Genomic DNA, 13,156 nt, shown 5'->3' with positions numbered 1-13,156 from the left:
GCTAGTCCAGAATGACCAAATAGAGAATTCAGTCATCACCGTACCGTCAAAAAATCAATCGACTTGTCGACGAAGGAAAGCGGGAATGTCTAGATAGTTAGAACTAGAGTCGACACTACCAGTGACACCACCATTTACGACCATTTTTGGACGAACTACTTCTGGTGCTGGCTTTCCTGCTACAGATTCTGAATTAGACGTCACTTTCTCAGCTTCGACTTTTTCATCTGCCTTACTGGCTTCAACCGCTTGCAAGTTTGGTTTAACCACTTCAGGACGTTTCGCATCACCGATTTCCGACAAACCCGTTGCCACCACTGTTACGCGAATTTCGTCAGTCATTGATTCATCAATAGAAGTCCCGATAATGACCTTAGCGTCTTCTGAAGCAACTTGATCAATGACGTCACCAACTTCATTGAACTCACCCAACGTAAAATCAAGTCCTGAAGTAATGTTAACCAATAGACCTTTTGCACCAGATACAGAGATATCTTCCAATAATGGATTAGCAATTGCTTTTTCTGCTGCTTTAATCGCACGATCTTCACCCGTTGCATGCCCTACACCCATCATGGCAACACCACGTTCAGACATAACAGTACGCAAATCTTCAAAGTCGACGTTAATCATTCCTGGTCGAGTCACCAACTCAGAAATCCCTTGAACTGCGCCGTGAAGTACTTCATTGGCATAATCAAAGGCTTTTGCTAGAACAAAATCACGTCCTAATACTTTTAATAATTTATCGTTGGGAACAGTGATTAAAGAATCAACACTTTCAGCCAATTGCTGAATACCTGCATCTGCAATTTTCGCTCGACGTTCAAAGCCGAAAGGACGACTCACAACACCAACTGTCAGAATCCCCATTTCACGTGCCGCTTGTGCAACGACAGGGGCCGAACCTGTTCCGGTTCCACCACCCATGCCAGCAGTAATAAAGACCATATCTGCGCCTTTCAACGCTTCTTTAACCTGCTCAATATTTTCTTTAGCCGCTTCCATTCCTTTTTCAGGATTAGCACCTGCGCCTAAACCGTTTGCACCCAACTGAATACACGTTTCAACCGTAGAATTTTTCAGTGCTTGTACATCCGTATTCGCACAAATAAAATCAACGCCTTCAACTTCTGAGCGCACCATGTAATCAACAGCATTTCCGCCGCCGCCACCGAGACCAATAACCTTGATCTTTGGCATGCCCGCGTCTGCAGAGATGGTTTCTTGTAAATTAAACTTCATGTGATACTCCCCTTAATCAACACAATGTTACCCAACATTCATCTATTCGTGATTACGAACAAACAAATTCTGTTTTTAGATATTGCTTCAAAGCAACTCTTCTTAAATTCTTTCTGCGATTCTCAGTACAGCACTGCGAGACCGCTGATTTTCTTCACATTCCTCTTTGGAAGGAAAAATAGGCTTTCCCACCTTTTTAATCACCGGTTCCACCACTTCAAGCTGAATAGGTGAATCGGGAAACAAATCTTTAATTCGTGATTGATCGCGAATAAATTGTTTCACTATCCGATCTTCCAAAGAATGAAAACTAATTACCGATAGCCGGCCACCGCTTTTCAGTACCGCAACCGATGCTTCCAAAACACTTTTCAACACATCCAACTCACGATTAACAGCAATTCGAATCGCTTGAAAAGTGCGTGTTGCCGGATGCTTGTGTTTTTCTGTCTTAGGCGAAGCTTTGGCCACCACTTTTGCCAAATCTAGCGTGGTTTGTAATTTTTGTTCTTGTACCGCTTCTTTTATATGCCTAGCAATACGTCCAGAAAAACGTTCTTCTCCATATTGTCTGAGCACTTGTGCCAGCGTTTTTTCGTCCACTTGCATCAACCACTCTTGTGCGCTCAAACCTGTTTCAGGATTCATTCTCATATCCAAAGGACCAGAACGCATAAAACTGAACCCTCGCTCAGCTTCATCTAACTGGGGGGATGAAACCCCCAAATCAATCAAAATTCCGTTAACCTTGCCAACCCAACCTCTTGCTTCGCAGTACTGCTCTAATGCCTCAAAACTCCCATGCTGAATCTCAAACCTGGAATCGTTAAAACTCTCTTTTGCATAGCGAATAGCTTCTGGGTCTTGATCAATTGCCAATAAACGTCCCTGCTCACCCAGTTGGTTTAAAATGGCTTGGCTATGTCCACCGCGCCCAAAGGTACAATCGATATAAATACCGTCTGGATCGATTGCCAACCCTGCAACAGATTCAGACAACATCACAGGGTAATGACTTGACTGCCCTGTTTGCGTTATCTCAGTCATACTACAAACTCAGACTCGCAAGAGATTCAGAAACATCTCCAACCGATGCTGAATCAAGCATTTCAGGGCGATTTTCACCCCATGCTTCTTGAGACCAAAGTTCAAACTTATTCCCTTGACCTAATAAAATGGCTTCTTTTTCGAGCTTGGCATGTTCTCGCAATAAACTAGGGAGCAAAACTCGACCTTGTCCATCCATTTCCATTTCAGAGGCATGTCCTAACAACAACCTTTGGACAAGTCTTGCTTGCGGATCCATATTAGGAAGCGACATTAACTTACGCTCAATCACTTCCCATTCATCCATGGTGTAAATCAATAGGCAAGGGCTGTGCAAATCAATGGTGGCGACAAGCTGATTCTCACTTGCTTCGGCAATAGACTCACGGTAACGTTTAGGAATTGCCAAACGCCCCTTTGTGTCCATATTGATTGAATTTATTCCACGGAAGAACAACATTATTTTCCACTTTTCGCCACTTTGCACCACTTGTCGCCACTATATTGAACTTTGACACCCCTGTCAAGCGTATTCATCGTTTGAATTATGAATTTCTTTTTACAGACCAACAACTTAGCGAGCATACCTGCTTTAACGCCCTTCGAGTATCGGCATTATTTAAGCTTTATTTTTCAATAAGTTATAAGCAAAAATAATAATTAAAATTAAGTATGAAAAATAAGATAACCCAAAAAGGTAATAAGAAAAAGGCGGTTTCTTTCTGACAGGAAAAACCCAATATATAGATAGTAAATTTCAACTAAGACACTAAATAAGCTACTTATAGCTATAAAAATCATTCAAGGGATGAAAAGTGGGGATTTTTTTGAAAAAAAATAAAAAAGTGGTTTTTTGTGGGAAAAATACGAATTTTTATGAAAAACAAGGCTGTTTTATCTTAAAGAAAGGAATAAAAAAGCAAGAAGGTCTATAAGCCGGGTTCTGTACCATTGCTGGTAACAATCATTCATCTAGGAGAAGCATCACTACTTCCCTCAAGCAACCTACCCGAAAACCAGGTACGAGCCGCACCTTGTTTAAGCTAAGCTCAAACGTGTTTTCCTATTTGGTCTTGCACTGAATGGGGTTTACCTTGCCACAAACGGTTACCCGCTGTGCGGTGCGCTCTTACCGCACCCTTTCACCCTTACCAATAAATTGGCGGTCTACTCTCTGCTGCACTTTCCGTCGGCTTCCACCGCCCAGCCGTTAGCTGGCATTCTGCTCTATAGTGCCCGGACTTTCCTCGAGATAAAATCTCGCGATTGTCCAACCTTCTTGCGGAAGCAACTTTACTCTAGAGTGGTTAAAATGTCCACTTATTAAAACAGTTGAAAACACTCCACTGCTTTCAAACCAGAAGATCATGCTGATGACCCGCTTAGCAAAGAACCTATAGCGGCATAAAAACCTCTAATTATTAAACAAATAAGCTCTCTGATAGGATGCTTTCTCATTCAAAATAAAAAGAGCGACTCAATCAATGGACTTGATGACTAAAAATCACCAGGAAGGTAAAAAGCCAAGATTGTCCACTTATAAACCGTCAGTATTCCTGTTTACATTAACGCTGACGGCAACTTTTATTTTATTTAACCTGTAAGTACTTAGCCTCTTCTTTCATGCTTGAGTGATTATTTTTATTAACCCAAAAATAATCCAACCCTGATAAAATAAAAGCATGTTGCGTTATGCCAAACTCCAAATACATAAAATCGGTCGCAAAACAAAAACCTCTCCCTTCTTAAATAAATACTTTCCCAGATTTAAAGATAAAGTTTATTGGATGGGTGACCGAAAATCATTTGCCAGAGCAGGATTTATCGGTGCTTTTTGTATGATGCTGCCTGTTCCTTTCCAAATGGTACTAGGGTCCATATTTGCATATTATGCTCGAGCAAACATTCCTCTAGCTACCGCTTTAGCTTGGATAACCAACCCTCTGACCATGGGGTTTATCTGGTATGGCGGATATCAATTTGGAACCTGGTTACTCAACACACCAAAGTTAACCTCTTTAGACACTGAAATCCCTATTGCATCACTAGACTGGTTTGATCAGGTTTTTCCACTCATCTGGCAACCCTTTTTCTTAGGCAATATCACTTTAGGCCTTATGATTGGCAGTGTTTTTTATGTCGTCATCGCACATTTTCATCTTAGCTCTCTTAGAGACTTGTTTAACTCTGCGGATTAATAAAAATTCGTACCAACCCCAGCCAATATCAATTGAAAACTTAGCCTCGAAACTTCAAATAAGCGCCAACGACTAAACTCACAATCCCAGCAATCATTAAAGACATCGCTCTATCAGTACTGGTACCCGTAAAGATTTCAGAAACCTGTGAATTAAATGAATCCGAGGCTTGAATACCCCAAATCAATAACACAACACCTAAGACCATCAAAATCACACTTAATAAGTTTTTAGACATAGCCATTACTCCTTAATAGATGAAATATAATCCAATTTTATTCTACAGAAGCCACCCAAACCTACAAGAAAATTTGAAAACAATTCACACGACCACTTAATGAACTGCGATAATTCGGTCTCGACAATATGAAATTTAATTAGGAGCTGATTATGATGGTGTGCGGAGTAGAACTAAGTGGAAATGATGCGATTATCAGCTTAATTAAGTTTGAATCAGAAATCTTTAATCTACCTGAATGTAGAGCACGCCGAATTCAATGTCCAAACCCTGATAGCGCAAGTGATTTGAAATATTTCCAAAAAACTTTTTCAAAATTGGTGGAAGATTACCAAATTGACCATATTGTCATTCGAGCTCGACAAAAAAAAGGCAAATTTGCTGGCGGAGCAAATGGCTTTAAACTAGAAGCGGCATTACAGTTAATGCCAAACCTGAATGTAATACTCCTAAATGCAACAACTCAAAAAGCCGCTTTAAAAAAATATCCTCTTCCTATTCCTTTTTCGGAAACCGGTCTTAAAAAGTTTCAAGAACCGGCATTTATGACCGCTTTTGGTTATATTGCCGATCAATATGAATGGTAAATGCCTTCAAAAACGATTAACTCATTCAAATTAAAATAAAAAACATGCATTGTTACAAAACATATTTCTCTTTAAAAACAAACAGTTAACCAAAGACATAAGTTTTCCAAATTGAATAATTAATTTTTTTAGTATAAAAAACAACAATATAGGCACAGTTTTTTCTAGTTGAACGTTAAAATACCAAGTGTCTATAAAAAAGAAACCTTATTGAAATGTCATCAGCTCCGATAAATAAAAGCAATCCCAGTTCATTAGATGATGAAACTGAAGAAAAACGTAAACACCCACGTTATCGGCGTAACTTTAAGGTCCTTCTGAATAATACGCCGTTTACCGGCTATGATATTTCTCTGGGAGGCATTTCCTTTACCACAGATGAGCCTACCGCTAACATCAGTAGTGGCAAGATCTTTTCAAATGTACAAATCTCCGGCCCCCAGGCAGAGCCCTATAAAATAGATGCGATTGTCATCAGTTCTTACCGCAAAAAGAACGGTCATCATTTTTATGGCGCGCGCATTGTCAATATGCCAGAGCATTCTCTCGCCATGCATGAAGACTTAACCTTAGGCAAACAAGACATTGAAAACCTATTAAGTGATACCTGTGGTGCAGAAAAAGCCCCTATTTCCGTGCACCTTGAAAATCGTATCAACACTGCAATTGAACTACTCAAAAAAGTCTATGTTTACCACCTCCCGCCAGAACTGTTAATGATTAAAGAAGAGCTTTATTCGGCTAATCCAAATTTATCCAAAGTGGAAGATTTAATTAAAAAAAGCCCTGAAACATTGGCAGAATTTATCAAAATTGCACGAGAAGCTTATCCTAAAAAATCAATTGATCAGTTAATGAAAGTGCGGACCATCCTGAACTTGATTGGTCTTGATAATGTATTTGATTTATTTTGTGCGGCGATTCTGGTTCGTCAGCACAATAACAGTCCATTAGAAAACGCCATTATGATGCATGGCATGAATGCCGCCTTAGCCGCCGCAGAATTATCAGAAAGTGTAGCAGGAATTTCCCGCTCGGAAGCTTATCTAGGCGGATTACTACAAAATATCGGGGCAGTATTCCTCTCGAAAATCGACCCGGTCGGCTACAAACCTATCTTCTTAAGAGCTTTATCAAAGCCTTACGCAGCGCGTAAACAAGAGCTCGAATTATTTGACACGTCACACAGTGAAGCCGGCGTAGTAATTGCCAAAAACTGGGGGATGATCCCGGAAATCTACAAAGGCATTTTATTACACCATTCTCGACACATCACGCCGGAAATTAAAGAAACGCATAGCAAAATCTGTGACATGGCGCTGTTAATGATGCTAAGTGATTTCGTTGCATGCTCGGCAATGGGACAAACTTACGTCAGTGATGAGTTAAAACGTTCACGTGATTATGCTTTGTCGCACCTCACCATCAATCAAGCTGATGTCAAGTCTGCTTATACCATGGTGATTACCACTGGGCATAAAGCGGCCAAAATTACTCGAATTTAATCTTCACTCATTGCTAACCCTTCGTTAACTCATGAACAAGTTTTAATCGATCTACCCGCCTTTTCTTCCAACGGCTTATCTGGCCAACGATGTTTAGGGTAACGACCTTTCATTTCTTTTTTCACTTCAAAATAAGAGGTTTGCCAAAAATTCGCTAAATCACTCGTCACCTGAATGGGTCTACGCGCAGGCGATAACAATTCAAACATAAGCGGTACTTTTCCCCAGGCCAGTTTAGGAGAATCCAACTCACCGAATACTTCTTGTAAAACCACCGAAACTTTAGGGTGTCCTTCATACTCAATCGGAACCATTTTGTGTGAAGGTGTTTCATAATTTCGTGGCGCCTGTTGCTCTAAACTTTGTTGTAATTCATAAGGAAGCTGTGCCTGCAACAACATCAACAAATCTAAGTTTTGCAATGCTTTCACACTGGTAATGCCATTCAAATAAGGCAGTAGCCAAGTTGTTAGATTTGATTTTAGCCAGGCCTGGCTAAAATTAGGAAAGTCGTCATTATATTGTGAAAGCCAACGAACACGATTAAGCCAGGCCTGAACCTTCTTATGCCACGGCAACAAACTTAAATCTTTTTCGATTGCAGCCAACAAACAGTTATGAATAGCATCTTCATTGGGTGCTAAAAGTGTTTTTTCTTCCAACAACAGTTTTCCTAATCGTACCTGTTCCGATCCTGTAATCTCTTTCTTCCCCTCGTCAAAGCGATAATACTTTTCATGCTTAATATGTTCAAAAAATAGGCGTTTGATATCCTCTAACGTAACCGGAGCCGCTAAATAAACCTGTCCATCTTGACGCTTGCCATCGACAGCAGCCACTGCCAACCAAGGGGATGACTGCAAAGAATCCTCTTCCCTCAAACAGACCCCTTTTCCATTTCGCATGACATAACGAGCTCCCCCGCCTCTTCGTTTTTGAGCCAAACGATCGGGATAAGCCATTGCAACCAGTACCCCAACATTAAGTTGTAAGTCCGCCAAAGATAATGAAGAGACGTCGGCATTTCTTGCTATCTTTTGTTGCCAGTTTTTAGAACTTCTGGCAGCTTGCTCCATTGCGGAACGCTGGATATGATACTGTTGCTCAGCTTGCTTTCGGTTCAACCGGTAAGCTTGCAAGGCTAAAACACGCTTCACTAAATCCGTGCCCTCTGAAAAAGACAAAACGTCTCTTTCCGCTAAAATAGCTGCCACATCACACGCCAAAACTTGTGCGGCCTCCTGATTCAAGTGAGTGACCTGGTCGGAAACCAATAACATTTTCGCTAAACGTGCGGGCAAGCCAAAGGCCATGCTTTTCTGCCCCAGATCAGTCAAAGCTCCCGTTTCTGATAACAACCCCAAAGAGACCAATAGCGTTTTTGCTGCTTCATAATGCGGTTTAGGCGGAACGGTTAACCACTGTAATTCATCAGGTACAAACACACCCCATTGTGCTAATTCCAAGCACAAATCCGATAAATCACTTTGTTTGATTTCTGGCTCATCAAAAGGCAATAACTGTGCTTGCTGTGACTCTGTCCATAAGCGATAACATTTTCCGGAGAACAAACGCCCTGCGCGCCCTTTACGTTGCTCTGCAGACGCTTGCGAAATTCGCTGCGTCGTCAGCGTTGTCATGCCACTTGAAATATCATATAACGCCTTGCGCGCAAACCCAGAATCCACTACGGCACCCACCCCCTCTATCGTCAAACTGGTTTCAGCCAAATTCGTCGACAGAACGATTTTTCGACGTCCCTCTGCATCTGGTAACAATGCCACCTCCTGGTTCTCTTGCTTCAACCCTCCATACAAAGGAAGTACCACTATCTCTTGAGGTAACGATGATTCCAGTTGATGTTGTACTCTTTGAATATCGCCTTGCCCTGACAAAAACACTAGGATATCTTGCTCGGTTTCCACAATGGCTTTACGAATCAGGCTTTGTAATGCGGGTATCCAATCAGCTGGATGAGAGGATTTTAACGCCGAGGTCAAATACGACACAGAAACAGGGAATGTTCGCCCTGCCGACTGCAATAAAGATACCGATTTAGAAGCTTGTTCAAATAACGCCTGTAGGTGTGTTAAATTCATCGTTGCTGACATGATCAACAGTTTTAAATCACCCCTTAAAGCAGATTGAACTTCTAAGCAGAGCGCTAACGACAGATCAGCATGAATAGAGCGTTCATGAAACTCATCAAAAATAATTAAGCCAACATCACTCAACTCAGGGTCTGCCTGAAGCCGACGAGTCAAAATCCCTTCCGTCACGATTTCCAGAACCGTCTCTGATGAACTTTTTCGATCATTACGGATTTGATAGCCAATTCGCTGCCCGACCTGTTCGCCTAATTGACTTGCTAGATAATAAGCGATTGACTTAACCGCCAAACGACGTGGCTCCAGCATAATGATTTTACGCCCCGCTAACCAGTCGGACTCTAACAGCGCCAAAGGCACGGCGGTTGATTTCCCGGCACCAGGTTCCGCTTGTAAAATAACATTATGATGCGATTTTAAATCTTGTTTTAGTTCCGGCAACAGCGCCTGAATCGGCAATTCTTTCATATATTACAATCAATTTATCCATTAAAAATTAAGCCGCACTCTGCGCAAAAGCCAACGTATCCCATTATAAAAAAATTATTGCCACAGATATCCATAAAAATCTGTGAATAATCTTTTAAGTCAGACACCAGCTGTTCGAAGAACGAAAACGAGGTTAAAACAAGGTCTTTCAAAAATTATGATAAAAAATAGCCAGGCCTGGCAGAAAATATCTAGGTAAGAGAGTAATCAGGAGAGTATTAAGAGACTTCATAAATAATGATCGCTAAATTCAAATCAACCGAAACAGTTCACTAAAGGTCAGTTCTTAGTGACGGGCTAATAGAATCAGAAAAAATACATTATTAAGAAGCGTCTAAGTGTAGACACAGGAAGAAACAAATAAGACATTGATTTCAAAATAAAATCAAAAATAAATTGGTCGGGACAGTAGGATTTGAACCTACGACCCCCGCCACCCCATGACGGTGCTCTACCAAGCTGAGCCATGCCCCGAAACCAGAACGCACATTATAAAGTGATTGGGATTTTAATCAAGCATTTCACAAGCAATAAAGCCGCCCTACGACCATTTTTGTGCCATCCGTCGGGGAGACTGTCGAAGGTAACGTTTCTGGGTAAGCCACCCTATCATTAATAAGATAAAGATTCCCGTTAACATACTGGTGACCCATAAAACCGGGTTGAAAGAAAAAGGAATTTCCAACACAAAATACCCAATTCCCCAACTGGCCAGCTGTGCAAAAATCGCCGCCAGCAATCCTGCCAATGCCCCCAATAATACAAATTCCATTAACCCAATTTTAATAATCTCTTTTTGGGTTGCGCCAATGGTTCGTAACAACAACCAACTTTGTACTCGTGTTTGCTGACTGGCCATCGTAGCGGTAAACAAAACAATCAAGCTTGCTAACAAGGTGAAGCCATACAGTGCCGTTACCGCCCAACTGGCCTGCGACATAATGGTTTGCACTTGGGACAGAATACGTTTGGCATCAATCAACAACACTCCCGGCGCCTGCTGCGCGAGCTGTTGCGTCAACTGGCTTGCCGAAATCGTTTTATTGCTTAACGTAAAGTTGCTGATATAGGAGATCGGTAATGACGGTTGTTCGCCTGGCTGCACAATAAAAAAGAAGTTTAAACGAAAACTTTGCCACTGCACTCGACGAATCGAATCGACACGATACTGCTTTTCCTGCCCGGTAAAACTAAAGGTCAATACATCATTCAACTGTATTCCGAACAACTCGGCCATGCCCTCTTCCACCGAAACGGTTAACAGAGCTTTTTGTTCGGAAGTCAGCGACTCTGCTTGACTCTGTTGCACAAGCTCATTATAAGAAGGTAAGGTCGATAACACGGCAATATTGGATTCCCGTTCAAGTAATCGACGAGCACGATCACTTGTCTGATCCTTCGCCTTGACTGGCGTGTCATTCACAGCCACTAAACGTCCTCTTGCCATAGGGACTAAAGGCGCGTTGATTTGATGACTGTTTAACAATTCTATCACTGTTTGTTTTTGATCCGGCTGCACATTCACTAAAAATGTATCCGGTGTATTCTTTGGTAGCGAGGTTTGCCAGTTATACATCAAGTCTTGACGCACAAAGGTCATTAACATCAACACAAACAACACCAGCCCGATAGAGACCAACTGAATTTTAACCAGGCCTGGCTCTTTTGATAAAGCGGCCAACGAGAGCTTGAACCACCCTTTGCTTTGGCTTTGCAAAGCCTGCACCAGTTTCAGCAACCCAATCGCGGCAAGATAAAGCACCGTTCCGGTCATTAACAACCCAAGTAAGACCCAAAAAACATAACCGGTCATCGAAATCACCACAATCAACACCAAGCCTAAGCTGATTAACCACTGTTTCATTTTAGGCGTCGAGTCGACCGATTTAAGTAACTGCAATGGCGAAGTTTGTACTGCACTTCGAAACGCTTGCCAAGCAAACCCCCATAACACCAAAAAGCCCATTAAAAAGCCATGCAGATAAATCCACCCTGAATCGGCCACCACAAGCGATTGAAAATAAGTTTGCAACACGGGAATGACCAATTGAAACAGTCCGGCACCGAGTAAAACTCCCACGCCACTGCCTAAAACGGCTAACCAGCTTAACTGAAATGCAAACAAACGACTCATCTGCGCCCGCTGCGCACCAAACGCCCGCATCAATGCAATGGAACTTTGCCAGCGCTGTAAATAAAATCGACTGGCAATCAAGATGGATAAACCGGCCACCATCACCGCAGATAATGCGGCTAATTCTAAAAACAGCCAAGCGGTATCAAGCGATTTCGCCAAGTCCTGAGAAGGGGCTTGTGCTGAAAGCGTCTGTAAATGTGGATTCTCTGCCTGTTCCACTTGTCGGGCAAAATTCTTAATGGCGGCAGGGTTTCCGGCAACCGAAAGTTCATACCCAACACGACTCCCAGGCCCTTTCAAATCAGTCGTCTCTAACTGCGAAAGCGGAATCACCATTTGATAGGCAAAAGCACCCATGCCAATGCCACTGCTAACTGGTTGAAATGAGCCAGCCAAAGAAAAGGTTTGCTTGCCTAACGTAATTTGACTGTCTTTTGACAACCCCATCATGGAAACCAAATTCTGTTCAGCCCACACTTGCTTGCCACCGGACACTTTAGGGTAGTTTTGCGTTTGTGACCGTAAAGGTGTATTCGGTGAAACCGCTCTTAACTGCACCAATTGAAATTGATCATTACTTAATGCCATGGTGATCAAGCTTTGTGCCTGAGCAGTTTCCAACCCAAGCTGCTGGGCTTTTTGCTGCCATTTGGCATCAATGGGGCGTGAGCTGCGAATGACATAATCTGCACCGAGGTTATTCGCTGCTTGACGCACCATACTTTGTTTAACCGTCTGTCCCAGTTTTTCAACAAAGGTGACGGTGGCACTGGCAATCATCACTGCCAACAGTAACCAAACCCAGTCGCCCCGTTTTATGCCACGCAAAAACCACTTCGACGCGGTCAGTAGTTCAAGAAAATACGTTTTTTTCATGCCTGTAATTGCCCATTTTGCAAGGATAAGGCACGATCACATTGCTGCGCTAAACGATTATCATGCGTCACCAGAACCAAGGTGGTTTTTAATTCATCGTTGAGTTGAAACAACAAATTCTGTATTTGCGTCGCAGTGGTTTCATCTAAGTTTCCGGTCGGTTCATCGGCAAACAAGATTTTGGGACGCGTCACAAATGCTCGAGCAATCGCAACACGTTGCTGCTCCCCACCTGACAACTCTGAAGGACGATGCGTTAAACGGTTTGACAACCCAACCCGCTCTAACGCACTTCTAGCCTCTTGTTCGGCATTTGGCATTTGAAAAAGCTCCAATGGCATCAAGACATTTTCTAACGCCGTCATACTGGGCATCAATTGAAAGTTTTGAAACACAAAACCAACGGCCATCGCTCGAATTTTAGCGCGTTCGTCTTCATTTAATGAACTAAGTGCTTGGCCAAGTAACCGAATTTCCCCTTCTGAGGGTAACTCTAAGCCCGCCATCAGCGCTAATAAGGTTGATTTACCCGAACCAGAACGTCCGACAATGGCAAGCTTCTCTCCTGGCTGGACAGATAAATCGCAGCCCTTTATGATAGACAACACTTCCTCATCAGACGAGACATGATAATGCACCTTTTCCAAAGCCAATACCGGTTCATTTTCCAACGGTTGATCAACAGCGTTATTCGAAAATTTTTTTTGCAACGATTCAGTCATGGTC

Annotated in this window: 10 protein-coding genes, 1 tRNA gene and 1 other RNA gene; 3 read left to right on the top strand and 9 right to left on the bottom strand. The window is 42.3% G+C overall.

The features are described 5' to 3' along the window. Nucleotides 1–54 precede the first annotated feature (54 nt). From ftsZ to rnpB, 4 genes are all read right to left on the bottom strand, one after another. Nucleotides 55–1,245: a cell division protein FtsZ gene (gene ftsZ / locus P8629_RS02155; protein WP_278164035.1), complete on the bottom strand. Its 1,191-nt coding sequence runs from the start codon at nt 1,243–1,245 to the stop codon at nt 55–57. Nucleotides 1,246–1,347: 102 nt separating this feature from the next. Next, nucleotides 1,348–2,292 carry a 16S rRNA (cytosine(1402)-N(4))-methyltransferase RsmH gene (gene rsmH / locus P8629_RS02150; protein WP_278164033.1) on the bottom strand — a complete coding sequence of 315 codons (945 nt, stop codon included), beginning with the start codon at nt 2,290–2,292 and terminating at the stop codon, nt 1,348–1,350. Between the two features lies 1 nt (nt 2,293). Beyond that, nucleotides 2,294–2,719, bottom strand: a complete 426-nt coding sequence (mraZ, locus tag P8629_RS02145; protein ID WP_278164032.1) for a division/cell wall cluster transcriptional repressor MraZ — start codon at nt 2,717–2,719, stop codon at nt 2,294–2,296. 489 nt (nt 2,720–3,208) lie between these two features. Continuing rightward, nucleotides 3,209–3,574: RNase P RNA component class A (gene rnpB / locus P8629_RS02140), an RNA gene on the bottom strand. A gap of 400 nt (nt 3,575–3,974) precedes the next feature. Here rnpB and P8629_RS02135 point away from each other — a divergent pair. After that, the gene (locus P8629_RS02135) at nt 3,975–4,490 is read left to right on the top strand and encodes a DUF2062 domain-containing protein (protein WP_278164030.1); all 516 of its coding nucleotides are present in this window, start codon (nt 3,975–3,977) and stop codon (nt 4,488–4,490) included. Nucleotides 4,491–4,530: 40 nt separating this feature from the next. Here P8629_RS02135 and P8629_RS02130 read toward each other — a convergent pair whose 3' ends face one another. After that, nucleotides 4,531–4,728, bottom strand: coding sequence for a DUF3185 family protein (locus tag P8629_RS02130; RefSeq protein WP_278164028.1), 198 nt, complete (start codon nt 4,726–4,728; stop codon nt 4,531–4,533). Between the two features lie 152 nt (nt 4,729–4,880). Here P8629_RS02130 and P8629_RS02125 point away from each other — a divergent pair, with 152 nt between their 5' ends. Further along, nucleotides 4,881–5,315, top strand: a complete 435-nt coding sequence (locus P8629_RS02125; RefSeq protein WP_278164026.1) for a DUF3010 family protein — start codon at nt 4,881–4,883, stop codon at nt 5,313–5,315. A 215-nt stretch (nt 5,316–5,530) separates the two neighbouring features. Then, the gene (locus tag P8629_RS02120; protein ID WP_278164024.1) at nt 5,531–6,820 is read left to right on the top strand and encodes an HDOD domain-containing protein; all 1,290 of its coding nucleotides are present in this window, start codon (nt 5,531–5,533) and stop codon (nt 6,818–6,820) included. A gap of 29 nt (nt 6,821–6,849) precedes the next feature. On the opposite strand, the gene hrpB is transcribed toward P8629_RS02120, so the two are convergent. The 4 genes from hrpB to P8629_RS02100 form a co-directional block, all read right to left on the bottom strand. Continuing rightward, entirely contained in the window at nt 6,850–9,396 is a 2,547-nt protein-coding gene (hrpB, locus tag P8629_RS02115) for an ATP-dependent helicase HrpB (RefSeq protein WP_278164021.1), read from the bottom strand. Between the two features lie 418 nt (nt 9,397–9,814). Then, nucleotides 9,815–9,891: transfer RNA gene (locus P8629_RS02110), tRNA-Pro, on the bottom strand. 67 nt (nt 9,892–9,958) lie between these two features. Next, on the bottom strand, nt 9,959–12,430 hold the full coding sequence (locus tag P8629_RS02105) for an ABC transporter permease (protein ID WP_278164020.1): 2,472 nt from the start codon (nt 12,428–12,430) through the stop codon (nt 9,959–9,961). Continuing rightward, on the bottom strand, nt 12,427–13,152 hold the full coding sequence (locus P8629_RS02100; RefSeq protein WP_278164018.1) for an ABC transporter ATP-binding protein: 726 nt from the start codon (nt 13,150–13,152) through the stop codon (nt 12,427–12,429). The genes P8629_RS02105 and P8629_RS02100 overlap by 4 nt, the downstream gene beginning before the upstream one ends. Nucleotides 13,153–13,156: the final 4 nt, after the last annotated feature.

It is taken from the genome of Hydrogenovibrio sp. 3SP14C1 (assembly GCF_029625905.1).
GTDB lineage: Bacteria > Pseudomonadota > Gammaproteobacteria > Thiomicrospirales > Thiomicrospiraceae > Hydrogenovibrio.
This window is presented reverse-complemented; position numbering and strand designations above follow the sequence as displayed.

Coding starts and splice junctions, on each gene's coding strand:
- ftsZ (WP_278164035.1), bottom strand. CDS start 1,245: ATGAAGTTTAATTTACAAGAAACCATCTCTGCAGACGCGGGCATGCCA.
- rsmH (WP_278164033.1), bottom strand. CDS start 2,292: ATGACTGAGATAACGCAAACAGGGCAGTCAAGTCATTACCCTGTGATG.
- mraZ (WP_278164032.1), bottom strand. CDS start 2,719: ATGGACACAAAGGGGCGTTTGGCAATTCCTAAACGTTACCGTGAGTCT.
- P8629_RS02135 (WP_278164030.1), top strand. CDS start 3,975: ATGTTGCGTTATGCCAAACTCCAAATACATAAAATCGGTCGCAAAACA.
- P8629_RS02130 (WP_278164028.1), bottom strand. CDS start 4,728: ATGTCTAAAAACTTATTAAGTGTGATTTTGATGGTCTTAGGTGTTGTG.
- P8629_RS02125 (WP_278164026.1), top strand. CDS start 4,881: ATGATGGTGTGCGGAGTAGAACTAAGTGGAAATGATGCGATTATCAGC.
- P8629_RS02120 (WP_278164024.1), top strand. CDS start 5,531: ATGTCATCAGCTCCGATAAATAAAAGCAATCCCAGTTCATTAGATGAT.
- hrpB (WP_278164021.1), bottom strand. CDS start 9,396: ATGAAAGAATTGCCGATTCAGGCGCTGTTGCCGGAACTAAAACAAGAT.
- P8629_RS02105 (WP_278164020.1), bottom strand. CDS start 12,430: ATGAAAAAAACGTATTTTCTTGAACTACTGACCGCGTCGAAGTGGTTT.
- P8629_RS02100 (WP_278164018.1), bottom strand. CDS start 13,152: ATGACTGAATCGTTGCAAAAAAAATTTTCGAATAACGCTGTTGATCAA.